Raw genomic sequence first — 24,965 nt, forward strand, 5'->3', positions numbered from 1 at the left:
ATAGTGTAAAGATGAATACTGAGAATCTAATCGTTGTTGGTAAACTTGGTTCAAGCTACGGCATTCGTGGATGGCTCAGGATTTTTTCGTTTACAGAATTTCCAGATAGTATTTTTGATTACAAACCTTGGTATATCCAGCGTGCTGGAAAATGGCAGGAAGTAATCGTTGAGAGCTTTAAACCTCATAATCAAGATATGATTGTCAAACTCAAAGGCGTTGATGATCGAGATCAAGCCAATGCGTTAACTAATGCTGAAGTATTCGTTGATGCAGAAGAATTGCCTGAGCTTAATCAAGGCGATTTCTATTGGAAAGATTTGATTGGCTGTAGAGTGAAAACAATTAACGGTTATGATTTAGGTCAAGTAACTGATTTAATGGAAACCGGTTCTAATGATGTGTTGGTTGTTAAAGCAAATCTAAAAGATGCATTTGGAGCAACAGAACGTTTAATTCCTTTTGTTGAAGAACAATTTATTAAACAAGTTGATTTAACAACAAAAATGATTGTGGTCGATTGGGATCCCGCATTTTAATCGGTAAGGTAAGAATATGTGGATTGGCGTAATTAGCCTTTTTCCCGAAATGTTCCAAGCTATTACCTGTTATGGTGTAACTGGTCGAGCAGTAAAAAACGGACTGTTAACAGTAGAATATTGGAACCCGCGCGATTTTGCGCATGATAAGCATAAGACTGTCGATGATAGGCCTTATGGTGGTGGTCCCGGCATGTTAATGATGGTACAACCACTTAGAGATGCGATTCATGCTGCGAAAGCAGTAGCAGGTGAAAATACAAAAGTAATCTATCTTTCCCCACAAGGGCGCAAATTAAACCAACAAGGTGTTTGCGAGTTGTCACAATATCAAAAATTGATTTTGATTTGTGGTCGATATGAAGGTATAGATGAACGCGTTATCCAAACCGAAATTGATGAAGAATGGTCAATTGGGGATTACGTGTTAAGTGGCGGTGAGTTACCGGCGATGACAATGATTGATGCATTAGCAAGGTTTATTCCAGGTGTATTGAATCATGAATCATCAGCAGAAGAAGACTCTTTTGCAAACGGTTTACTTGATTGTCCACACTATACCAGACCTGAGGTGTTAGATGGAATGGCGGTGCCTGATGTGTTAATGTCTGGTCACCATGAAGCGATTCGTCGCTGGCGATTGAAACAATCACTAGGACGAACTTGGTTGAGAAGAGAAGATCTTCTTGAAAATCTAGCTCTGACTGATGAAGAGCAACGTTTACTCACTGAATTCCAATGTGAATATCGTGATAAACCGAGCCATTAATATTTCAGTATAACTAGTAAGAGACAAAATTATGAAAAATGCAATTATTCAGCAATTAGAACAAGAACAAATGAAAAAAGACATCCCGTCTTTTCGTCCGGGTGATACGGTAGAAGTTAAAGTATGGGTTGTTGAAGGTAACAAAAAACGTCTTCAAGCATATGAAGGTGTGGTTATTGCAATTCGCAATCGTGGTTTACATTCTGCATTTACAGTACGTAAAATTTCGAATGGCGAAGGTGTTGAACGAGTATTCCAAACTCACTCACCAACTGTTGATTCAATTACTGTGAAACGTCGTGGTCAAGTACGTCAAGCTAAACTTTACTACTTACGCGAACTTCGTGGTAAAGCGGCTCGTATTAAAGAGCGCCTTAACTAATTCAAATTGGTTAATATTTAATAAACTATTAAAATTATATCCAATTAAATATGGTCACCTTTATGGTGACCGTTTTTATGTGTATAGTTGATTCCCGCCAACAATTGTTGACAGATTTCAAGCAATATCTAAAGCTATAAAGGGTAATACTATGGATAACTATCTTGTTGAAATTCTCGCCACCACAACCAAGTTATTCGCTTTAATGACACCACCAGCAGTGCTAAGTGCATTCTTAAGTGGTACTAAACAATATGATGAACAACAACGCCGAAAGACTGCACTTAAAACATCGTGTGCCGTTTTTATTATTGGTATTGTGTTATTCTTTTTTGGTAACGCCATGTTTAGTGTGTTTGGTTTTACACTCGATGCTTTTAGAATTGGGTCGGGAGCATTACTATTTATTACCGCTGTTTCATTGATGAATGATTCACCTGAAAAAAATAAAATTCATACTGATGATGATGATATTAGTGTGGTTCCTCTTGCAATACCTTTATGTATGGGACCAGCCTCCATTGGTACGATTATTGTTATGGGGACAAGTTCGGTAGGTATGCAAAACCTGATTGGCGCCCTTTCGCTATTGATTGCCTCAAGCGGTATTTATGCCATGTTACTATGCGCAAAAAGCATTGCTAAAGTTTTAAAAAATACTGGTATTGCAATTTTGTCAAAACTTACTGGGTTATTAATATCAGCTATTGCCGCTCAAGTTGTATTTACTGGCGTCTCTGCATTTTTAAAATAAGTTTTATAATTCTGATAATTAAAAGTTCAATTCTAACAGTAAGTAATCACCTATAATTGATAGTTAAGGTGATTACATAAACTGATAATAAAGTTAATCGGATTTACGTTTTTTGAAAAAGTAATATGAAGCTAAAATTACGAAAATTAAGATTACCTCAGATAATAGAATAAAATGCCCTGATTCACCAAACCATACCCCAACAATAATAATAATGTTAACAGTAATAGAAATCATCGCTAACCAAGGAAATAGCGGAGATTTAAATTTGATCATATCTTCAGAGTATTTGCCTTCATTCACTCCCTTACGAAATTGATATTGACACCAAGCAATAATAATCCAAGCAAAACAACCAACTTGTCCAGTACTCGCTACCAGATAGAGGTATAATTTTTCAGCAGCAATATATTTAGAAAACAGCGAAACTAACGCAATAATTGCGATAAATAATATTCCTTTAGTTGGCACGCCTCGTTTATTGACTTCTGAAAAGTATTTTGGTGCTAAATCATCTTGAGCCATCGACCATAGCATTCTCGAGCTGGCATAAACAGCCGAATTAGCGGCCGATATTGCAGCACAAAAGATAACAAATAGCATCACATATGAAGCAAAGGTAATCCCGGCTTTATTGAATACCCAAACAAATGGGCTAATTTCATTATGGGTTGCTCCATAAGGGTAAACTAGTGCTAACACCGCAATCGCTAACACATAAAACAAGATAATACGAAAAGCCACACCAGTGATAATTTTTGGCAATACGCTTTGAGGTGATTGCGCTTCACCAGCTGCACTACCTATTAATTCGACGCCCTGAAATGAATAAGTAACAATTGTCATACAAACAAAAATTGATAAAAATCCACTAGGAAACCAACCTTGTTCGGTTTTAAGTGTTGGTAATACATGTGTTTGATTATATTGATGATAGAGTAAATAAATACCAACAGCTATAAATGCAATAATGGCCAATACTTTTATCGTTGAAAACCAGTATTCACTTTCGCCAAAAGCTCTAACAGACGTTAAATGGACACAAGTAATAACGGTTAAAATAATTAGACTAAGAATATAGATGGGAATAGAGGAAAAAACTTGGTGAGCGATCATCGAAGCTGCAGTTAAGTCAGCAGCCATAGACAGTACCCAGCTTAACCAATATAACCAGCCAATGGTATAACTCCAAATAGGATGTGGAATAAACATTAGTGCATAATGCTGAAAAGAACCCGCATGTGGGAATGCACAAGAAAGTTCACCTAAGCAAAGCATGGTCGACAGCATAATACTACCCGCAAGTAGATATGCGATAATCGTTCCTAATGGTCCAACCGTGCTAAGTGGTGCTGCAATACCAATAAATAATCCAGTTCCTATTGAGCCACCTAACGAAATCATCAATAAATGACGATTTTTTAAGTTTTTCTTTAAAGTACTGGGATAAGGACTTTCTTGAGATTCTGATGTTGCCATGTAAACCGCCTAGTAATCAATAATAGCTGCTGGTTGCCCAGCAGCTGATAGATATTAATAAACAAACCGTTTTTCTACACCATTGGTTTGGCAAGCCATAAGTAGGGCTGTATAATCAAGCTCAAACCCAATCATATCGCCAACACGTAATGTTTCAGAAACATCTTCAATATCAACAATAGTATGATCGCTGGTTTGACCTAAGACCGTAATGTTGTCATTAATCGGTATACAGCTTTCTGCTGGCACATCTTGACGGCCAAAAGCGAGAAGCGCGCGTTTACGAGTACCATGATCAACAAAAGTTTTGCTGTTCAAAAAGGCATCAACACCTAATTCTCCAACAGGAACGGTTGGTTTACTATTAAGCTCGATGATTTGTGCATACAATTTATACATGTCACTACAAGCTTTTTCTACAGGTTTGTTTGAGTGATGAAACTCATCAAGATATTTCATATCCACATACTCAATACCAAACTCATGTAAACCACCAATTCGAATGTGATTAAGCCCTTCTGGCCAGATCCCTTTATCAAGCAGATGGTAACTTGTACAATTACCAGCTGATAGATACTTGATCTTGATATTACAAGCTTTTTCTACTTTACGCGCTATGTGTAAAAAATCCACACCATTTTTAACAGTTGGTAGAACAGTACCATAGCAGTTGAAGTTGGTCCCAAGCCCATAAAGCTCAACACCCGGTAAAGATAAGATTAGTTTGACTGTTTCGATGATATCATCGACATGTTCAAACCAAATACCTTCACGTAAATCGCCCATATCAACCATTAAAAGTACTTGATGGACTTTTTGTTGTTTTACCGCTTCATCAGAAAGTGCTTGGATAACTTGTTTTTCACTGTTTAAGCTAATATCTGCGTATTTCACTACTTCACTGATCTCACTTAAACAAGGACTACGTAATAAACAAGTTTTACAATTTAAAGCATCTTTAAGTTTCTTCAAATTGTAGGTCCTTGATTCAGCTATAACATCAATACCACCATCAAGCACCGCTTTGGCGGTTTCAACACAGCCATCAAAGACTTTATTTACCGCCATCACTTCAATGCCGTGTTTAGCAAGAAGCTCTTTTTCAACACGGGCATTGTCTTTTAATTTACCTAAATCAATTTCCAATATAGGTTTGTACATAAATTTACTCCTCTATATCTTATTGCAAGCGGTTACGTCTTTGTGCGCGATGGTATATCCATTCAGCTAACACAATTGCAAGCACTGCACCACCAACAATTTTAGCGATGTACTCAACATATCCACCCATATCAATTTGTGCTGGTGGAATAAAGACTAAGATCACCGCAAATAGCGTAGATAAGAAACCTAAACCAGGTAAAATAATTGGTAAAACTTTACCAGGAATCTTGAAGCTACGTGGTACATCTGGTTGAGTAATACGTAAGCGATAGTACGCAATAAACATCACTAAATAAGGAATAAAGTAACAAATGGTTGTTAATGCAGTTAACATCCAATATGCAGCAGCAATACTTGGTGATACGAATGTTGAGAAACAAAGTACCGTTACAATTATTGCTTGGATAACTAAAGCAAATGCTGGTGTTTGATATACAGGATGTAATCGACCAATACGTTCACCAAGTAAGTTATCTTCTTTCGATGCTTCTTGTAACATATAGATAGGACCAACTAACCATGAGTTAATTTGACCTAATGCACCAAAGAACAAACAAATTGCCATTACTGGTAATAACCAAGGCATGTGTAGCTCTTTAGCAGCAGCTTCCATCGCTTGCATTACACCGGCAACAATATCAGTATCAGCAGCTGGTAATAAGGTATTAATTGCCCAAGTACCAATCATATAGATACCAACGATAACAACTGCAGATACCGCCATCGCTTTAGGGAAGTCACGTTGTGGATCACGAGTACGACCAGCAATCATTGGTGCAACTTCTAGCCCAGCAAAAGCAAACATCATGCTTGATAAAAATACAATAGTATCCCAGCTACTTAAATCCGGAATCCAATCACTAACATGGCTATAATCAGTTGCCATTGGATGACCAGTCATTAACCATACAATAGCTAATAACACGATAATAGCAGCAGGAATAAATACACCTAACCATGCACTAACACTGTTAATGATTTTAGTCCATTTCATGCCTTTGATATTCATTAACGTTAAGATCCAGAATACTGCCATGGAGCCAACACCAATAAATACTTGATTCTGAGCAAGTTCAGGGCTAAACATATAACCAATTGCAGTAAAACCAAACTGCAACATTAATGGGAAGAAAAGCACACATGAAAACAGGAAGCAAACAACCACTATCCAACCGACACGTTTACCAAATGCTTCTTTTACCCATACAAAGATCCCACCATCTTTTGGCCAGCCTGTTGAAAGCTCACCACAAACCATGGCTAATGGAAAAAACAAACAAAATGCAGCAAGTAGCCAAAGCACCATTGCTGACGCTCCGTAAGGAGCAACATTAGGAATTTGACGTAAACTCAATATTGCAATGACATTCATAAACACAATGTCTTTAATACCAAGTAAACTTGAATCTTTAGAATCACTCATAATAACCTCACATAATAACAACTGGGGCAGTTATTGCCCCAGCCAGTTCATGATTAATACACGTCGTATCCAACCATATCCTCGTAAGTGTCTTCACGGCGAATCAATCGATCTTTGCCTTCTTTATCAATCATAACAACAGCAGTACGTGGGCGGTTGTTATAAACTGTTTGGCTTTCGATGGTATAAGCACCGGCATCAAGGAAAGCAATGATATCGCCAATTTGTGTGTCTTTAGGTAATAAGAATTCTTCACCTTTAACACCCACATGGAAATAGTCACCACCGTCACATAATGGACCCGCTAATTTAATGTACTCATCATGTTGCTCAGTGATTCTTGATGCATCATAAACATAGAAGAACCAATCAAAGTGTTGACTGTCAGATAATACGCTGTAACCCGCATCAACAAATTTCCATTCAACATGTTCTTCGATGTTACCGTCTAAATCGTAGTTAGTTTTACGTTTTTCACAAGCAACTTCAGTTAAAAGCACACCAGCTGAACCGGTTACTTTACGACCTGGTTCGATACAAATTTCAACGTCAGTACGCCATTTATGTACTTCACTGATTACCGCATCGGCGAAATCTTGTGCAGTAATACCAGCATACATATTGTCTTCTAATGGATTACCATTTTCTTCGTCATATTTATATGGAACAGGAATACCACCACCAACGTTGATTAAATCAAATTTAATGCCAAGAACTTCTTCTAAACGGCGTGATTCATCAACTAATACTTTAGTCGCTTTTGCAAAAGGTTCTGCTTCTGGTACTTGATCCCCTACGTGCATATGTAAACCACGTAAATGAACATAAGGCATTTCAAGAATACGACGGCAAGTCTCTTCAGCTTGTTCTAAGTCGATACCAGATTTAGCGTGATAAGCGGTTACTAATTCTGCGTGAGTTGCTGACGGTACATTTGGTTCAACACGCACACAAACATTTGCAACTTTTTTCAAACGTCGAGAAATCTCATCAATAATATCAAGCTCATATAGGCTATCTACGTTGATGATGTAAAGATCGTTTTGGATAGCAAATTCTAAATCAACCGGTTTTTTAACCACACCGTTGAAAACAATTTGGCTACCTGGGAAACCGATTTCTAAACATTTACGAACTTCAAACATTGAGTTAGCTTCTGCATAGATACCCGCATCTTTAATCGCTTTAAGCACACCCATTACTGAACATGTTTTTGACGCATAGAAAATCTTAGTATTTGGATGAGCTTTAAACGAATCTTTGATCTCCTGAATATTACGGTCAATTTCTTTTTCAGAAAATACGTAAAAAGGTGTTGGATATTTCTTTGCTAATTCTTCCAAATTCACACCATCAAAACAAAGTTTGCCGCCTTGAGCACTGAAACGACGATCTTTAGTTATAAGATCTGTGCGTATTTTGTTATAATTTGACATAATTGTGTCGGACATATGACCTCCAGTTAATTAGTACATAAAAAAGGTAAGTAAAAAGATTACTCACTTACAATGCAATCAACGTGCCAACTTAAAAAAACACAAACAATCAATTGTTTAACAGAATAATTACAAATTTAATATTAGTCATTTAGTAAAAAATATGTTTTTATGACAAAAATTTGTCACTTTTTTTAATAATAATTAAAAGATATTTAAATCAACGCTCGCTATACTTAGTAATAACCCAACTTTCGAAGGTTTTAGTATCATGATAATTGATCCTGAATTATTACAAGCATTGGAAATATTTAAACATTTTTTTGATCTAATACATCAGCCTATGGCTATTATTGATAAAGAAGGTAAATATATTTACTACAATCAGGAAAGTGCAGAACTTGATGGCTATCCAATGGAACAAGCCATAGGTAAACCAATGCTTAAAGTTTACCCTAATTTGAAAAAAGAAGATAGTACTATGCTACAAGCTTTACATGGTAAAGAATATCAAGATACCTATCAAACCTATTATAATCATGTGGGCAAATTAGTTGATTATCAACATACAACGGTTCCTCTTTATAATCACAAAAAAGAAATTATTGGCGCGGTTGAAATTGGTCGTAATTTATCTAATGTTAGACAACTGCAAGATCAGGTATTCAGTCTTAATAGAAAATTATATCAAAATAAAGAACAACCATTACCAGAAATCGTTTTTGCTTCAAAAAAAATGCAACAGGTGATCGACCAGACTAATATTTTAGGTAGTAATGATGTGCCAGTATTGATTGTTGGCGAAACCGGCACTGGGAAAGAGCTATTTGCTAGATTAATTCACCAAACTAGCCAACGCCGTGATAAAGCGTTTATTTCACTTAACTGTAGCGCTTTGCCTACAACATTGATTGAAAGTACTTTATTCGGGACTGTTAAAGGAGCTTTCACTGGAGCTGAAAATCGCCAAGGTTATCTTGAACTTGCTAATGGTGGTACGTTATTTCTTGATGAACTTAACGCGATGCCACTTGAAATGCAAAGCAAACTGTTACGATTCTTACAAGAAAAAACCTATTGGCCACTAGGCGGGAATAAAGAGCAACATGCTGATGTTCGAATTGTTGCAGCTATGAATGAATCACCAGCTGATTTATTAAAAACCGGCAAAATGCGTAGTGATCTATTTTATCGATTAAATGTCGGATTAATTAAACTACCAGCTCTACGCGAAAGACAAGAAGATATTCCTGTATTGGCACGATACTTTATTGATAAACATAAAACTGATGTAAGTGTTGTGATTACTGGTATTAGTGAACATGCATTACAGCAACTTATGTCAGCGCCTTGGCCGGGTAATGTGCGAATGCTAGAAAACGCTATTGTCCGTAGTATGGTTTTACAAAATGAGCCAGGAGAATTGCAGCAGATCATTCTGGATGAAGAATTATTTGACCTTCATAACCCTTATCCACAAGATGAAGCCAAGCTTGAAAAAACGACTACCAGCGAAATAACTGGTAATCTTACCGAACAAGTCGAAAATTATGAAAAGCAACTTATTATTGATGCATTAAATCAGGCCAATGGGAAAATTATTACTGCAGCAAAACTACTCGATGTTTCGAGAACCACCTTACAATATAAAGTTAAGAAATATGATATACATATGGGGGTAATTGATAATTAATCAAAGGTTTGCGCGCAAGCAAATGCACTGCTCCAAGCCCATTGGAAATTATAACCACCTAGCCAACCAGCTACATCAACAACTTCACCAATAAAATAGAGATTGAGGTGATTTTTCGCCTCCATCGTCTTTGACGATAAAGCCTCACAGCTCACCCCCCCCAAAGTTACCTCAGCTGTACGATAGCCTTCCGTTCCATTCGGTGTAACCATCCACCTAGTTAATGTTTGGTAAAGCACTTGCTGCTGAGTCGGCGTTAACTGCTTAACGGTTAAATCGGCTATCAAATTTAATTGCATCAAAGCATCAATTAACCGCTTCGGTAATATCTGTGCCAAACAATTTTTAATGCTTTGATTGCGATTATTTTCTAACAAGAGTTGAAAATCACCTTCAAAGCTTACGTCTGGTAACAAATTAATGGTAATGGCTTCACCTGCTTGCCAATAACTAGAGATTTGTAAAATCGCTGGTCCAGATAATCCTCGATGAGTAAATAGCAAATTCTCTTTAAAAGATATTCGTTCATTAGATACTTCAACCGGCACGGCAATGCCCGACAAAGTGGATAATACTTCTAGCAAAGGTTTATGTAAGGTAAATGGCACCAACCCTGCTTTTACGGGCACAACAGGAATCGAAAATTTTTCGGCAATTTTATATCCGATAGCGGTCATACCTAGTGCTGGCATAGATTGCCCACCAGTTGCTACAATTAATTTATCAGTATGAACAAAACCTTGTGAAGTCGATAATTTAAATCCTTGCTGCTCAGCCTCAACATCTTCAAGCTGAGTGTTTAACATGAATTTAACTTGCCCCTTTTGGCACTCTTGGGCAAGCATATCAACAATATCTTGCGCTGAATTATCACAAAATAACTGTCCATGATCTTTTTCATGATAGGCAATATTGTATTGATTAACCAGTTGAATAAAATCCCATTGAGTAAAGCGCTTTAATGCAGACTTACAAAAATGACGATTTTCTGAAATATAATGGGTTGATTCTACGTTAAGGTTGGTAAAATTACATTTACCACCACCAGACATTAAAATTTTGCGTCCTAATTTTTTACCATTATCAATAACAGTTACATCATAACCTTTTTGTCCTAATAATCCGGCACAAAAAAGCCCAGCAGCACCCGCACCAATAATTGTAATTTTATTTTGCATATAAGACCTATTACCCATAATAAAGATTATCTATTATATAAGAGTAGCGATTCTAACTCACTCATTCTTGAAAAAATGTGTAAAAATCGCCAATTTTGATGCTCAAAAACCCCGTTCCTCAACTTTTTTTAATCAAATATTAATTATTATTATGAGAAAAAAAACAATTTCTGAAACTTTTCTCTCTATTAAATTTTAATTATAGTATAAACAAATAGTTAATATGAGATATTAGCTTCATTAATAAATATAGACTGAGTTATTAAAAGATTGACTTATAAGTAATATTTATTTGACCAAAAACCTATTTTTAATTACCTTCACACCTATTATGGGATTAATGCCTATATCTTCTCAAAAAATAATAACGATGAATTAGAGGCAATGATATGTTATATAACCAGCATCATGAGAAAGATAACTGCGGATTTGGTTTAATCGCTCATATAGAAGGGCAACCAAGTCACAAAGTGGTGCGTACTGCAATCCACGGACTTGCTCGAATGCAACACCGTGGTGCCATTTTATCCGATGGTAAAACGGGCGATGGCTGCGGGCTTTTAATGCAAAAACCAGATCGATTTTTTAGAGTTGTCGCAGAAGATGCCGGATGGCGTTTGGCAACAAACTATGCTGTAGGCATGCTATTTTTAAGCCAAGATGAAGCCGAAGCCCAAGCAAGCCGTGATATTGTAGAAGAAGAGCTAGCCGAAGAAACTCTATCTATTTTAGGTTGGCGTGAAGTACCAATTGATAAAAGCGTTCTGGGTGAAATTGCCCTGTCATCACTGCCAAGAATCGAACAAGTTTTTGTTAATGCCCCTGCTGGATGGACAAAAATTGATTTAGAGCGTCGTTTATATATGGTACGACGCCGCATAGAAAAACGTGTGCAAGATGATACGTTTTACGTATGTAGTTTTTCAAATCAGGTCAATATCTATAAAGGCTTATGTATGCCTAAAGATTTACCTAGATTCTATTTAGATTTGGCTGATATTCGTATGGAAACAGCAATTTGTTTATTCCATCAGCGTTTTTCAACCAATACCGTACCGCGTTGGCCACTTGCTCAACCATTTAGACATTTAGCCCACAATGGTGAAATTAATACTATCGAGGGTAATCGGCAATGGGCTAAAGCGCGATCTTACAAATTCAAAACGCCACTTATACCCGATTTACAAGATGCCGCGCCGTTTGTTAATGTTACAGGCTCGGATTCAAGCTCGCTAGATAATATGCTTGAATTATTCTTAGTAGGCGGTATGGATATTGTTCGTGCTATGCGTTTACTTGTGCCTCCTGCATGGCAAAACAATCCGGATATGAATGAAGATCTCCGTGCTTTTTTTGATTTCAACTCTATGCATATGGAACCGTGGGACGGCCCTGCAGGTATCGTTATGTCCGATGGACGTTATGCCGCTTGTAACTTAGATCGTAATGGCCTTCGCCCTGCACGTTATGTGATTACCACTGACAAACTAATTACTTGTGCATCCGAAATTGGTATTTGGGATTATCAACCAGATGAAGTAGTGACCAAAGGACGTGTTGGCCCCGGTGAATTACTAGTGATTGATACTGAAGAAGGTCGCATTTTACAATCGTCAGAAACGGATAACGATTTACAAAAACGTCATCCGTACAAAGAATGGATGGCTAAGAATGTAAAACGACTGATTCCATTTGAAGATCTTCCTGATGATGATATCGGCTCTCGTGATTATGACGATACTTTACTAGCTACTTACCAAAAGCAATTTGGTTATAGCAGTGAAGAACTTGACCAGTGTATTCGAGTTTTAGGTGAAAATGGTCAAGAAGCAACAGGCTCTATGGGCGATGATACGCCATTTGCGGTATTATCAAGTCGTCCTCGCTTAATTTATGATTACTTCCGACAAAAATTTGCTCAGGTAACTAACCCACCTATCGACCCATTGCGTGAAGCACACGTGATGTCGCTATCAACGAGCATTGGTCGTGAAATGAATGTGTTTGCTGAAGCTGAAGGTCAAGCTCATCGAGTTGCTTTTAAATACCCGGTATTAGTTCATTCGGATTTTAAACAATTAACGACCTTAGAATCACGCTACTACAAATCTGAAACGCTTGACATCACTTATGAAATTGATGGTAGCTTACGTGATGCAATTGAACAATTATGTGGTGATGCCGAAGCAAAAGTACGTGAAGGAACTGTACTACTAATCCTATCTGATAAAAATATAGCGCCAGATCGCTTACCTATTCCAGCCCCAATGGCTGTTGGCGCAGTGCAACAACGTCTAGTTGAAAAAAATCTACGCTGTGATGCCAATATCATTGTTGAAACCGCAAGCTGTCGAGATCCGCATCAGTTTGCAGTCTTGCTAGGGTTTGGCGCAACTGCAATCTATCCATACTTAGCTTATGAAACTTTAGCGCAAATGGTCGATAATGGTACGATGAATAAATCTTACCGTGAAGCGATTATTAATTACCGTAATGGTATTAATAAAGGCTTATATAAGATTATGTCAAAAATGGGGATTTCAACAGTCGCTTCTTACCGTTGCTCTAAACTATTTGAAGCAGTTGGTCTCCATGAAGAAGTCGTTGAGCTATGCTTCCAAGGTGTAACTAGCCGTATCAATGGTGCCAATTTTGAGGACTTTGCTCAAGATCAGTTTAATTTATCTAAAAAAGCATGGTTACGACGTAAACCATTAGAACAAGGTGGATTACTCAAATTTGTTTATGGTGGTGAATACCACGCTTATAATCCAGATGTGGTGCAATCACTACAAAAAGCGGTTAATGAGGGTAATTATGAAGATTATCAACGTTATGCGGATATTGTAAATAATCGACCACCAGCAACTCTACGAGATTTATTAAAACTAAATCCTCCTGAAAACGCGGCTATTTCGCTTGATGAAGTTGAACCAGAATCATCATTGTTTAAACGCTTTGACTCCGCTGCCATGTCAATCGGTGCCTTAAGCCCAGAGGCGCATGAATCATTAGCTGAAGCAATGAATACATTAGGTGGTTTTTCTAATTCTGGTGAGGGTGGAGAAGATCCCGCTCGTTACAACACGATAAAAGTATCACGTATCAAACAAGTGGCTTCTGGTCGATTTGGTGTTACACCAGGCTACTTAATGAGTGCCGATGTTATTCAAATCAAAGTAGCCCAAGGCGCAAAACCAGGTGAGGGAGGACAATTACCTGGTGATAAAGTCACCCCTTATATTGCAAAATTACGTTTTTCTGTGCCGGGAGTGACATTAATTTCACCTCCACCACACCACGATATTTATTCAATTGAAGATTTAGCTCAATTGATTTTTGACTTGAAACAGATTAATCCAACTGCAATGATTTCGGTAAAATTAGTCTCTGAACCGGGAGTAGGCACTATCGCAACAGGGGTTGCTAAAGCATATGCAGATTTAATCACTATTTCAGGTTATGACGGTGGTACTGGTGCCAGCCCATTAACATCAGTCAAATATGCAGGTTCCCCTTGGGAGCTTGGCTTGGTTGAAACCCAGCAATCATTAGTTGCTAATGGGTTACGTCATAAAATTCGTTTGCAAGTTGATGGTGGATTAAAAACGGGGGCAGATATTGTAAAAGCTGCAATTCTAGGCGCTGAAAGTTTTGGTTTTGGTACTGGACCAATGGTTGCATTGGGTTGTAAATACCTCCGTATTTGTCACCTAAATAACTGTGCAACCGGCGTGGCCACTCAAGACGAAAAATTACGTAGCGAACATTATCATGGATTGCCAGAAAAAGCGATGAACTACTTCCGTTTTCTTGCACGTAATACTCGAGAAGTTATGGCTGAACTTGGTGTTAGACAAATTGTTGATTTAATCGGTCGTACTGATCTGCTTATTGAACTAGATGGTATTACTGCAAAACAGCAAAAACTGGATTTATCAAGTTTACTTAAAACAGCATCCCCTATTGAAGGCAAACCAGTTCACTGTATTGAAGATAACAAACCATTTGATAAAGGTGTGCTTAATAAAGAGATCATAACTCAAGCACAAGATGCGGTTGATAATCGTCAAACTAAAAGTTTCTACTTTGACATTCAAAATACAGATCGCTCTGTTGGTACCACTTTATCCGGTTATATTGCTAAAAAATATGGCGATCAAGGCTTGGTTACCTCCCCTATTTCATTGAACTTCAATGGTACTGCAGGTCAAAGTTTTGGCGTTTGGAATGCTGGTGGTGTGGATTTAACCCTTACAGGGGATGCTAATGACTATGTTGGTAAAGGCATGGCTGGTGGTCGCATTGTCATTCGTCCACCACAAGGTTCTGCATTTTTGAGCCATGAAGCGACCATTGCTGGTAATACCTGTTTATATGGCGCAACTGGCGGTAAATTATTTGCTGCTGGTCGAGCGGGTGAGCGTTTTGCTGTGCGTAACTCTGGAGCCATAAGTGTGGTTGAAGGCATTGGTGATAATGGCTGTGAATATATGACGGGCGGAATTGTCTGTGTTTTAGGAAAAACTGGCGTAAACTTCGGTGCTGGTATGACTGGTGGTTTTGCTTATATTTTAGATACCGATGGTGATTTGCATAAGCGTATTAATAAAGAGTTGGTGGAAATGTTAAATGTGGCTGACTACTCGATTCATGAAGAACATTTACGTGGTTTAATCATGGAACACGCACAGCTTACTCACTCATCTTGGGCAGAAGAGATATTAGCTAATTGGGAAGATTTTGCGAAACAATTTGTTTTAGTTAAACCAAAATCTAGCGATGTTAAAGCTTTATTAGGTCACCGTAGTCGCTCTTCAGCAGAGCTACGTGTGCAAGCACAGTAAGGAGAAAACACGATATGAGTCAAAATGTTTATCAGTTTATCGATTTACAACGTGTTGATCCGCCTAAAAAATCGCTAAACGTCCGTAAAATTGAGTTTGTTGAAATTTATGAAGGCTTTTCAGCCTCGCAATCTCAAGCACAAGCAGATCGTTGTCTGGCTTGTGGTAATCCTTATTGTGAATGGCGCTGTCCAGTACATAACTATATCCCAAATTGGTTAAAATTAATTAATGAAGGGAAGATTTTAGAGGCTGTTGAGCTATCTCACCAAACCAATAGTCTACCAGAGGTGTGTGGACGAGTTTGTCCGCAAGATCGTCTTTGTGAAGGTTCCTGTACTTTAAATGCTGAATTTGGAGCCGTAACTATTGGCAGTATTGAACGTTATATTACTGATGAAGCCTTTAAAATGGGATGGAAACCAAATCTATCTAACGTTGAAAAAACTGGACTAAGAGTCGCAATTATTGGTGCAGGCCCTGCTGGGTTAGCTTGCGCTGATGTCTTAGTACGTAATGGTGTTACACCAGTTGTTTTTGATCGTCATCCGGAAATTGGGGGCCTATTAACTTTTGGTATTCCTGCTTTCAAATTAGATAAAGAAGTCTTAATTCACCGCAGGCATGTCTTTACCGAAATGGGAATTGAGTTTCGCCTTAATACTGAAGTGGGTAAAACTGTACAATTAGCCGATCTCATCAATGAATTTGATGCAGTTTTTGTTGGTACTGGTACTTATCAATCAATGCGTGCAGGCCTAGAAAATGAAGATGCCGATGGTGTTTATGATGCCCTACCATTTTTAATTGCTAATACCAAACATATTATGCAACACCAACAAACTGATGATGCGCCTTATGTCGATATGAAAAATAAACGCGTCGTGGTATTAGGTGGTGGTGATACAGCAATGGATTGCGTTCGAACGTCTATACGTCAAGGTGCAACTGAAGTGACTTGCGCCTATCGTCGTGATGAAGCTAATATGCCGGGTTCTAAACGCGAGGTTAAAAATGCTAAAGAAGAAGGCGCACAATTCCAATTCAATGTACAACCTCTGAGCATCGAAATCAATGATGCCGGTCATGTTACTGGTGTAAAAATGGTAAGAACGGAGCTTGGCGAACCTGATGCAAAAGGTCGTCGTTCTCCGGTGATAATTCAAGGATCGGAATTTGTACTTCCGGCAGATGCAGTTGTAATGGCATTTGGCTTTAAACCTCATTCTATGCCGTGGTTAGCCGAACATGGTGTTGATTTTGATGATAGAGGGCGCATAATCGCACCACAAAGCAAAGGTTACCAAACCAGCCATCCAAAAATCTTTGCTGGTGGTGATGCGGTAAGAGGATCGGATTTAGTGGTGACTGCCATTAGCGAAGGTCGCAAAGGGGCAGAAGGGATTTTAGATTACTTAGAAGTATAAAGTGATTAACTAAGTAAACCTTATTTCCATTCCCTACTGAGTGGGAGTAAGGCTTATTACTTAATATTTATTGATCTGCCTAAACCATAACGTTTATTGATTACAACCTAAATATCGTCATTTATCGAGTTGAAATCGCCAATGCATATTCACTTTGATAATTGGCATTAATGACTATTAGCTGATAACATGAAATTGTATCAGCTAATAACCTTTAATTATTGTATTATTTGGTTATAAATAGACAATCTGAGAACCATTTTCAGGATTTTTAGTCGCCTCAGCAAACCCTTCTAAGAAAAAGGCTAGATGATCAGCTTCATCCCCTAAAAGGCGCCCTTTGACTTTATTCCAAGTTAATAACACGATAGCTGCTTGTGGTTCACAACAAATTAACATCGGTTGTTCAAGTTCTTCATTCCAATAAAACTCACCGCCGTATAATTTTTGGGCTGTCAGTAATAAGTAACAACCATACTCTTGAGCAATCATATTAAGCTGTTCTTCAGGGATACTAAAATTTTTCTCAGCTAATTCACCAATAATAATTTCAACAACAGAAATACTTTTTTCGGAATAATCGAGCTGGTTAATACTCCACGTTGGACTATGTAAAATGGCATTTTGTGCCCATGCTTGGATTTCTTGATATAATTCATTTTTTTGTTCAGTCATTTTGATTTACTTCGCTAGATAATTGTTCAGATTGTTTGACAATTTGCCATGCATCTTCCATTTCTTCAAGTGTTGCATCAATTAAATTGTGATTTTTTTGTTTAAGTAATAATTCTACCTGCTTAAAACGCCTTATAAACTTGTTATTGGCATTTTGTAAACATAACTCAGATTTAACTTTTAAATGTCTGGCTAAGTTAACGGTGGCAAAAAATAAGTCGCCAAGCTCTTCTTCAATTTTGGATTGATCTTGTGCGGTTTTATTCAATTCCTCTTCCACTTCGCTAAGCTCTTCTTTAACTTTATCAATAACAGGTTTTAACTCTACCCAATCAAATCCAACTGATGCACAGCGTTTTTGTATTTTTTCAGCTTTCATTAATGCTGGAATGGCGGTGGGAATATCATCTAATAGTGAATATTGTGCTCGTTTATCACGTTCTTGTTGCTTAAGTTGTTCCCAATTTGGCTTAACAGTAGTATCATTTGAAAAGACATGGGGATGACGACTAATCAGCTTATCAGCAACAGAGAGGCAGATATCATCAAAATTAAATAAACCTTGTTCATTTGCTAAGTCAGCATAAAAAACAATCTGAAACAGTAGATCACCCAGTTCATTTTTAAGTTCAGCCATATCTTTTTTTTCTATGGCATCTAAAACTTCATAAGTTTCTTCTAGAGTATATGATTTTAATGATTCAAAAGTTTGCTTACTGTCCCATTCGCAACCTTTAATTGGATTACGTAATTGTTTAGTAATAGCTTGTAAACGTTCTAATTGGTTCACGATATTTTCTCACAAAGTAGTAATTGTTAAATAACATTGTATCAAAACAAAATAGTAATGTTTTAATAACTAAATAGTAAGCATCCAAAATTTAATAAAAATATTTCCATTTAAAAACAATGCATAAAAATTTAAAAACAATAAAATCACACGGATTTACACTCAAAATACACAATTAAGTATATAATACATTTAATTTCAACTTAAAAAACACTAAAAATATGAATAAACTACGAGAACTTACATTTAGAGGTATTATTCTTGGTGCACTGATAACAATGATTTTTACTGCATCAAATGTTTATCTGGGCTTAAAGGTCGGTTTAACTTTTTCATCTGCAATTCCTGCAGCTGTAATTTCTATGGCGATTTTGCGGTTTTTCCCTAATTCAACCATTTTAGAAAATAATATGGTTCAAACGCAAGCTTCTGCTGCAGGGACATTATCTTCAATCATTTTTGTTATTCCGGGCTTATTAATGATGGGATACTGGCATGATTTCCCATTTTGGTTAACCTTTGCTGTATGTTTGGCTGGTGGTATGTTAGGTGTGTTATTTTCTATACCGCTTCGACATGTCATGGTAGTAAAAAGCGATTTACCTTACCCTGAGGGTGTTGCTGCTGCCGAGATATTAAAGGCTGGGTCAAAGGCAGAAGGAAATGACGCTAATGGTGGATTAAAAGATATTTTATTCGGTGGCGTAATTGCTTCTTTAGTCAGTTTATTTACTAATGGATTTAAACTGCTATCTGGAAATACAGCTTATTGGTTCACAGCAGGCAAAGCAATATTTCAAATACCCTTAGGGTTTTCTTTAGCATTATTAAGTGCAGGCTATCTAATTGGTATTATTTCAGGTATTGCAATACTACTTGGGACTATTATTGCTTGGGTATTTGGCATACCGATTTTAACAGTTATCAACGGTTATGATTCAAGTTTATCTTTATCTCAAGTTGCCATGCAAATTTGGGACAACGATATCCGTTTTATTGGTGCAGGAACGATTGCTATTTCAGCTGTTTGGACTTTGCTTTCTTTAATAAAACCAGTTATTGAAGGAGTGAAAATTTCTTTTAAAACTCTACGTTCAGATGTGTCAATAAAAGACACAACAGAACGCGATCTATCCCCTAAATGGATTTTTTCTATTATGGGGATGATGTTAGTCATTTTAGTCGTGACTTTTTATTCATTTATAGCTGATAGTGGCTTATCTACAGGCATAGCTTGGTCATTAGTTGCATGTGCGGTATTGTTTTCTTTTATTATGGGTTTTTTAGTTGCTGCAGCTTGTGGATATATGGCTGGTTTAGTCGGATCATCAGCAAGTCCTATGTCTGGTATTGCAATAGTTGCAGTTATTGCTGTTTCACTTATTTTATTAGGACTAGGTGAAATTAATGGCATGTTATCAACAATTGAAGGATCGAATTTTGCAACAGCATTAGCATTATTTACGACAAGTACTGTTTTAGCAATAGCATGTATATCAAATGATAATTTGCAAGATTTAAAAACAGGTTATCTAGTCAATGCAACACCATGGAAGCAACAAGTTGCTTTATTAATTGGTTGCTTTGTGGGTGCTTTAGTTATAGCTCCTATTCTAGAAACCTTATATCACGCTTACGGCTTTACAGGTGCTGTTCCTCGCAGTGATATGGATCTTTCTCAAGTTTTAGCTGCTCCTCAAGCATCTTTAATGACAACTATTGCACAAGGTATTTTTTCGCATAAACTTGATTGGACAATGATTTTTATTGGCCTAGTATTAGGGGGAATAATTATCATCACTGATTTAATTTTTGCTAAAAATAACTCAAAATTTAGATTACCAGCTCTTGCTGTCGGATTAGGCATTTATTTACCACCAAGTGTCACTACACCGATTTTTGTTGGCACATTACTATCTTGGATTATAAAACGTTATACTTATGCTAACGCAAAGAAAAATAATGTTGATCCAGAAATACAATTTAAAAAAGTGGATAGCAAAGCAGCATTAATTGCATCTGGCTTAATAGTTGGTGAAAGTTTAATTGGCGTTATATTAGCGGTAGTAATTGTGATAAGTATTACTAATGGAGGAAGTGATGCCCCATTGGCAATATTTAAAAACTTAGGTGATTTACCACAATACCTAGGATTATTGGTATTTATCCTTATCTGTTGGCTTTTTATTCGCAGAGCTTTGTCGGCAATAAAAAGCAAAATTTAAGTGATATTAATATTTAGGCAATTATTACATTAATTATTAAATATGATTTTTATTCAACATATTAATAAATAATCTTATTTTATCATTTTCCGCATTGTTTACCGTATCAATCATAAATATTCGATTCAAATGCAATGCGGATAAATCACCAGTAAAACGTATTGCATAAAGTTCTTTTTTTGTTAGCATAGCTTGTTTTTAGAGTAATAGATGGCAATATTATGATTGTTTTTGATTCTATCCAAATTCGTCGTGGTGTTAATCTGCTTTTAGATAACGCTTCAGCAACAATTAATCCTAAACAAAAAGTTGGATTAGTAGGTAAAAATGGTTGTGGTAAATCCACCCTTTTTTCATTAATTAAAGGCGAAATTCACTCTGATGCTGGAAGTGTATCAATACCTACACAATGGCAGCTTGCTTGGGTTAATCAAGAAACACCTGCTTTAGATGTTCCAGCTATTGAATACGCTATTGATGGGGATCGAGAATATCGCCAATTAGAACAGAAACTAACGATTGCTAATCAAGAAAATAATGGTGAGCAAATTGCGATTATTCACGAACAACTCGATACCATTGATGCTTGGACAATACGGGCAAGAGCCGCAACACTATTACATGGTTTAGGATTTTCTAACGAACAACTCAATTTACCGGTTAAATCCTACTCGGGTGGTTGGCGGATGAGACTAAATTTGGCGCAAGCGTTAATGTGCCGTTCTGATTTACTGCTGCTTGACGAACCAACTAACCACCTTGACTTAGATGCAGTAATTTGGCTTGAAAAATGGTTGAGTAATTATCAGGGAACGCTTATTTTAATCTCTCATGACCGAGACTTTTTAGATCCACTTGTTAATAAAATTATTCATATTGAACAAAAAAGTTTATTTGAATATACCGGAAACTATTCTTCATTCGAAAACCAACGTATAACTAAATTGGCACAACAACAATCATTATACGAAAGTCAGCAACAAAAAGTCGCCCATCTGCAAAGCTATATTGATCGCTTTAGAGCAAAAGCAACCAAAGCAAAACAGGCTCAAAGCCGAATTAAGATGTTAGAAAAAATGGAGCTTATTGCACCGGCACATGTGGATAATCCTTTCCATTTCAATTTTAAACCTTCTGAATTTTTACCAAGTCCATTATTGATGATGGATAAAGTGGTTGCTGGTTATGGAGATAAAATCGTCCTTGAAAAAATTAAATTAAATCTTGTTCCCGGTTCGAGAATTGGTTTATTAGGACGGAACGGAGCTGGTAAATCGACTTTAATTAAATTATTAGCGGGAGAATTACAACCTAAAGAAGGTCATATTAATTTAGCCAAAGGTGTTCAATTAGGCTATTTCGCTCAGCATCAGTTAGAGTATTTGCGTGGTGAAGAATCCTCACTTTGGCATTTAACCAAGCTTTCTGATCCTAAAATAACAGAACAAGAATTGCGTAATTACTTAGGTGGTTTTGATTTTCATGGCGATAAAGTCAATGAACCTGTAAAAACATTTTCAGGTGGTGAAAAAGCTCGATTAGTTTTAGCATTAATTGTTTGGAAAAAGCCAAACCTACTGTTACTTGATGAGCCAACTAACCATTTAGATTTAGATATGCGCCAAGCATTAACTGAAGCGCTTATTGATTTCGAAGGCGCGTTAGTTGTTGTATCGCATGATCGCCACTTACTACGTTCAACAACTGATGAGTTTTATTTAGTTCACGATCACAAAGTTGAACCATTTAATGGTGATCTCGATGATTATCAAAAATGGCTTGCCGACGAGCAGAAAGCGGAAAATCAGCCACCACAACAAGATGATAGTCATAATGACAATAGCAAAAATCTTTCTGCACAAGACCGTAAAGAACAAAAACGCAAAGAGGCCGATCGGCGAGCACAAATGCAACCGCTGAAAAAACAATTACAAAAAGAGGAACAGACGCTCGAACAGTTAAGTAAGCAATTAAAATTGATTGAAGAGCAATTAGCCGATTCCTCTATTTATGAAGCAGATAAAAAGAGTGAGTTAACACAATTATTATTACAACAAAGCCAGTTAAAAGGTAAGCAAGAAGAGTCAGAATTGGCATGGTTGGATTTACAACAACAACTTGAAGAGTTTGAATCGGCATAAAACGATTGGTAAGAATTGATAAAAACCATGGAGTATAAGTCAATTCAGATATCACCTTATTAATACTGTTCTACATTAATAAGGCAAAAAAAATCACAGAATTTATTCTGTGATTTTTTATATGGGTATTTTGAGATATTAGCTTTTTTCGACTTGGCTAAAATCAAGTTCAACCGGTGTTGAACGACCAAAAATGGATACCGATACTTTTAGGCGACTTTTTTCATAATCAACTTCTTCAACTACACCATTAAAGTCTGCAAACGGTCCTTCATTAACTCGAACAAGTTCACCTGGTTCAAATAGGGTTTTAGGACGTGGTTTATCACCAACTTGTTGTAAACGATTCATGATAGCGTCAACTTCACGCTGGCTGATTGGTGCTGGTCGATCTGAAGTTCCACCGATGAATCCTAAAGTTCTTGGAACACTTTTAACTAGATGCCAAGTCGCATCGTTCATCATCATTTCAACTAAAACATAACCTGGGAAAAATTTACGTTCACTTTTACGGCGTTGACCGCTTTTCATTTCGACAACTTCTTCGGTTGGTACTAAAACTTCACCAAAGGAATCTTCCATATTATGTAATTTAATATATTCACGTAATGATTGTGCAACACGTGCTTCATAGCCAGAATAAGCTTGGATCACATACCAGCGTTTTTGTTGTGTTTCACTCATATTAACGCCCTATTAATGTTAAATAAAAGATGACTGAACGGAACAAAGAATCCATACCCCAAAGAGCTGTACCAACAATAATTGTAATAACAGCTATTAATAAAGTTGTTTGTACTGTTTCTTTACGAGTTGGCCATACAACTTTTCTTAACTCTTTTCGTGATTCTTGCAGAAATGTTATAAATGATTTTCCTTTATTGGTTGTAAATGCAATAAATAAGGTTAAAAGCGAAATGACAACAACCGCAATGATTCGAACAACTGTATTTGGTTGATATATATCATTAGGCGCAGAGAAATAAGAATTTCCCCAAACAATTAACGCAATTAATACTAGAACCAAAACCCATTTAAACTTGTCTAGAACTGTGCTTGTATCTTGACTCTCGTTACTTACTAGCATATAGAACCTATAATTATGTTATTTATAATATTATCCATTTTCCAAAATGCTCTTTTTAATAAAAACATTTTGCTAAACAGACTAGATAAGAAAGGGCATCAAACGACACCCTTTCTAAATAGTGCTTGCTTAAATTATTTAATAACCTTAGCAACAACACCAGCACCAACAGTACGACCACCTTCACGGATAGCGAAACGTAAGCCGTCTGCCATTGCGATTGGGTGAATTAATGATACTGTCATTTTGATGTTATCACCTGGCATTACCATTTCTACGCCTTCTGGTAATTCAATAGTACCAGTTACGTCAGTTGTACGGAAGTAGAACTGTGGACGGTAGCCTTTGAAGAATGGAGTATGACGACCACCTTCATCTTTGCTTAGGATATATACTTCTGATTCAAAATCTGTATGTGGTGTGATTGAACCTGGTTTTGCTAATACTTGACCACGTTCGATTTCTTCACGTTTTGTACCACGTAGTAATACACCTACGTTCTCACCAGCACGACCTTCGTCTAGTAATTTACGGAACATTTCAACGCCAGTACAAGTTGTTTTTGTTGTTGGTTTGATACCAACGATTTCAACTTCTTCACCAACTTTGATTACACCACGTTCTACACGACCTGTTACCACTGTACCACGTCCTGAAATTGAGAACACGTCTTCAATTGGAAGTAGGAATGGTTTATCGATATCACGCTCTGGTTCCGGAATATAGCTGTCTAAAGCTTCAGCTAATTCAACAATTTTTTCTTCCCATGCTGCATCGCCTTCTAACGCTTTTAACGCTGAACCACGAATTACTGGAGTGTCATCACCTGGGAAATCGTATTGAGATAGAAGTTCACGTACTTCCATTTCAACTAATTCTAATAATTCTTCATCATCAACCATATCGCATTTATTTAAGAATACGATGATGTAAGGAACACCTACTTGACGACCTAA

General features: G+C 36.9%; 19 protein-coding genes. 9 read left to right on the forward strand and 10 right to left on the reverse strand.

Going from position 1 to position 24,965, the window contains the following annotated elements; all coding sequences use genetic code 11:
- Positions 1-11: 11 nt before the first annotated feature.
- The 4 genes from rimM (at position 12) to A9G08_RS10910 (ending at position 2,444) form a co-directional block, all read left to right on the forward strand.
- Positions 12-539 carry a ribosome maturation factor RimM gene (rimM, locus tag A9G08_RS10895; protein WP_065563725.1) on the forward strand — a complete coding sequence of 176 codons (528 nt, stop codon included), beginning with the start codon at positions 12-14 and terminating at the stop codon, positions 537-539.
- Positions 540-555: 16 nt separating this feature from the next.
- Positions 556-1,308 carry a tRNA (guanosine(37)-N1)-methyltransferase TrmD gene (trmD, locus tag A9G08_RS10900; protein WP_065563726.1) on the forward strand — a complete coding sequence of 251 codons (753 nt, stop codon included), beginning with the start codon at positions 556-558 and terminating at the stop codon, positions 1,306-1,308.
- 31 nt (positions 1,309-1,339) lie between these two features.
- A complete protein-coding gene (gene rplS / locus A9G08_RS10905; protein WP_065563727.1) occupies positions 1,340-1,690 on the forward strand; it encodes a 50S ribosomal protein L19 in 351 nt (116 codons plus the stop codon).
- A 151-nt stretch (positions 1,691-1,841) separates the two neighbouring features.
- Positions 1,842-2,444: a MarC family protein gene (locus tag A9G08_RS10910; RefSeq protein ID WP_065563728.1), complete on the forward strand. Its 603-nt coding sequence runs from the start codon at positions 1,842-1,844 to the stop codon at positions 2,442-2,444.
- Between the two features lie 93 nt (positions 2,445-2,537).
- Here A9G08_RS10910 and A9G08_RS10915 read toward each other — a convergent pair whose 3' ends face one another.
- Genes A9G08_RS10915 through lysA form a run of 4 tightly spaced genes read right to left on the reverse strand, consistent with a single transcriptional unit; the run spans position 2,538 to position 7,961 of the window.
- A complete protein-coding gene (locus A9G08_RS10915) occupies positions 2,538-3,923 on the reverse strand; it encodes an amino acid permease (RefSeq protein ID WP_065563729.1) in 1,386 nt (461 codons plus the stop codon).
- 54 nt (positions 3,924-3,977) lie between these two features.
- Complete coding sequence (locus A9G08_RS10920) at positions 3,978-5,084, reverse strand: alanine/ornithine racemase family PLP-dependent enzyme (RefSeq protein WP_065563730.1); 1,107 nt, start codon at positions 5,082-5,084, stop codon at positions 3,978-3,980.
- Between the two features lie 19 nt (positions 5,085-5,103).
- Positions 5,104-6,510 carry an APC family permease gene (locus A9G08_RS10925; RefSeq protein ID WP_065563731.1) on the reverse strand — a complete coding sequence of 469 codons (1,407 nt, stop codon included), beginning with the start codon at positions 6,508-6,510 and terminating at the stop codon, positions 5,104-5,106.
- 53 nt (positions 6,511-6,563) lie between these two features.
- Positions 6,564-7,961, reverse strand: coding sequence for a diaminopimelate decarboxylase (gene lysA, locus A9G08_RS10930; protein WP_065563732.1), 1,398 nt, complete (start codon positions 7,959-7,961; stop codon positions 6,564-6,566).
- A 253-nt stretch (positions 7,962-8,214) separates the two neighbouring features.
- On the opposite strand from lysA, the gene A9G08_RS10935 reads away from it, so the two are divergent.
- Positions 8,215-9,639 (forward strand): sigma 54-interacting transcriptional regulator, encoded by a 1,425-nt coding sequence (locus A9G08_RS10935; RefSeq protein WP_141673976.1) that lies wholly within the window; start codon positions 8,215-8,217, stop codon positions 9,637-9,639.
- On the opposite strand, the gene A9G08_RS10940 is transcribed toward A9G08_RS10935, so the two are convergent.
- Entirely contained in the window at positions 9,636-10,817 is a 1,182-nt protein-coding gene (locus tag A9G08_RS10940) for an NAD(P)/FAD-dependent oxidoreductase (protein WP_065563734.1), read from the reverse strand. The genes A9G08_RS10935 and A9G08_RS10940 overlap by 4 nt on opposite strands.
- A gap of 389 nt (positions 10,818-11,206) precedes the next feature.
- On the opposite strand from A9G08_RS10940, the gene gltB reads away from it, so the two are divergent.
- Positions 11,207-15,664, forward strand: coding sequence for a glutamate synthase large subunit (gene gltB / locus A9G08_RS10945; protein ID WP_065563735.1), 4,458 nt, complete (start codon positions 11,207-11,209; stop codon positions 15,662-15,664).
- Between the two features lie 14 nt (positions 15,665-15,678).
- On the forward strand, positions 15,679-17,091 hold the full coding sequence (locus A9G08_RS10950; RefSeq protein ID WP_065563736.1) for an FAD-dependent oxidoreductase: 1,413 nt from the start codon (positions 15,679-15,681) through the stop codon (positions 17,089-17,091).
- A gap of 234 nt (positions 17,092-17,325) precedes the next feature.
- Here the strand turns inward: A9G08_RS10950 and A9G08_RS10955 are convergent, their stop codons facing one another.
- Both A9G08_RS10955 and mazG read right to left on the reverse strand, forming a co-directional pair.
- On the reverse strand, positions 17,326-17,766 hold the full coding sequence (locus A9G08_RS10955) for a hypothetical protein (protein ID WP_065563737.1): 441 nt from the start codon (positions 17,764-17,766) through the stop codon (positions 17,326-17,328).
- Entirely contained in the window at positions 17,759-18,556 is a 798-nt protein-coding gene (mazG, locus tag A9G08_RS10960) for a nucleoside triphosphate pyrophosphohydrolase (protein WP_065563738.1), read from the reverse strand. The genes A9G08_RS10955 and mazG overlap by 8 nt, the downstream gene beginning before the upstream one ends.
- Positions 18,557-18,777: 221 nt before the next feature.
- Here mazG and A9G08_RS10965 point away from each other — a divergent pair, with 221 nt between their 5' ends.
- Both A9G08_RS10965 and A9G08_RS10970 read left to right on the forward strand, forming a co-directional pair.
- The gene (locus A9G08_RS10965) at positions 18,778-20,781 is read left to right on the forward strand and encodes an OPT family oligopeptide transporter (protein WP_065563739.1); all 2,004 of its coding nucleotides are present in this window, start codon (positions 18,778-18,780) and stop codon (positions 20,779-20,781) included.
- A 221-nt stretch (positions 20,782-21,002) separates the two neighbouring features.
- The gene (locus tag A9G08_RS10970) at positions 21,003-22,922 is read left to right on the forward strand and encodes an ABC transporter ATP-binding protein (RefSeq protein ID WP_065563740.1); all 1,920 of its coding nucleotides are present in this window, start codon (positions 21,003-21,005) and stop codon (positions 22,920-22,922) included.
- A 138-nt stretch (positions 22,923-23,060) separates the two neighbouring features.
- Here the strand turns inward: A9G08_RS10970 and nusG are convergent, their stop codons facing one another.
- The 3 genes from nusG to A9G08_RS10985 form a co-directional block, all read right to left on the reverse strand.
- Positions 23,061-23,606: a transcription termination/antitermination protein NusG gene (gene nusG, locus A9G08_RS10975; protein ID WP_065563741.1), complete on the reverse strand. Its 546-nt coding sequence runs from the start codon at positions 23,604-23,606 to the stop codon at positions 23,061-23,063.
- A gap of 1 nt (position 23,607) precedes the next feature.
- The gene (gene secE / locus A9G08_RS10980; RefSeq protein ID WP_065563742.1) at positions 23,608-24,009 is read right to left on the reverse strand and encodes a preprotein translocase subunit SecE; all 402 of its coding nucleotides are present in this window, start codon (positions 24,007-24,009) and stop codon (positions 23,608-23,610) included.
- Between the two features lie 134 nt (positions 24,010-24,143).
- Positions 24,144-24,965: elongation factor Tu (locus A9G08_RS10985; RefSeq protein ID WP_065562688.1), on the reverse strand; the 822-nt coding region annotated here is incomplete at its 5' end.

The sequence above is a fragment of the Gilliamella sp. wkB195 genome (assembly GCF_001690445.1).
GTDB classification, from domain to species: Bacteria; Pseudomonadota; Gammaproteobacteria; order Enterobacterales; family Orbaceae; genus Gilliamella; species Gilliamella apicola_E.

Bases quoted from the DNA above. Each gene is read 5' to 3' on its own strand.
- rimM (WP_065563725.1), top strand. From the start codon at position 12: ATGAATACTGAGAATCTAATCGTTGTTGGTAAACTTGGTTCAAGCTAC.
- trmD (WP_065563726.1), top strand. From the start codon at position 556: ATGTGGATTGGCGTAATTAGCCTTTTTCCCGAAATGTTCCAAGCTATT.
- rplS (WP_065563727.1), top strand. From the start codon at position 1,340: ATGAAAAATGCAATTATTCAGCAATTAGAACAAGAACAAATGAAAAAA.
- A9G08_RS10910 (WP_065563728.1), top strand. From the start codon at position 1,842: ATGGATAACTATCTTGTTGAAATTCTCGCCACCACAACCAAGTTATTC.
- A9G08_RS10915 (WP_065563729.1), bottom strand. From the start codon at position 3,923: ATGGCAACATCAGAATCTCAAGAAAGTCCTTATCCCAGTACTTTAAAG.
- A9G08_RS10920 (WP_065563730.1), bottom strand. From the start codon at position 5,084: ATGTACAAACCTATATTGGAAATTGATTTAGGTAAATTAAAAGACAAT.
- A9G08_RS10925 (WP_065563731.1), bottom strand. From the start codon at position 6,510: ATGAGTGATTCTAAAGATTCAAGTTTACTTGGTATTAAAGACATTGTG.
- lysA (WP_065563732.1), bottom strand. From the start codon at position 7,961: ATGTCCGACACAATTATGTCAAATTATAACAAAATACGCACAGATCTT.
- A9G08_RS10940 (WP_065563734.1), bottom strand. From the start codon at position 10,817: ATGCAAAATAAAATTACAATTATTGGTGCGGGTGCTGCTGGGCTTTTT.
- gltB (WP_065563735.1), top strand. From the start codon at position 11,207: ATGTTATATAACCAGCATCATGAGAAAGATAACTGCGGATTTGGTTTA.
- A9G08_RS10950 (WP_065563736.1), top strand. From the start codon at position 15,679: ATGAGTCAAAATGTTTATCAGTTTATCGATTTACAACGTGTTGATCCG.
- A9G08_RS10955 (WP_065563737.1), bottom strand. From the start codon at position 17,766: ATGACTGAACAAAAAAATGAATTATATCAAGAAATCCAAGCATGGGCA.
- A9G08_RS10965 (WP_065563739.1), top strand. From the start codon at position 18,778: ATGAATAAACTACGAGAACTTACATTTAGAGGTATTATTCTTGGTGCA.
- A9G08_RS10970 (WP_065563740.1), top strand. From the start codon at position 21,003: ATGATTGTTTTTGATTCTATCCAAATTCGTCGTGGTGTTAATCTGCTT.
- nusG (WP_065563741.1), bottom strand. From the start codon at position 23,606: ATGAGTGAAACACAACAAAAACGCTGGTATGTGATCCAAGCTTATTCT.
- secE (WP_065563742.1), bottom strand. From the start codon at position 24,009: ATGCTAGTAAGTAACGAGAGTCAAGATACAAGCACAGTTCTAGACAAG.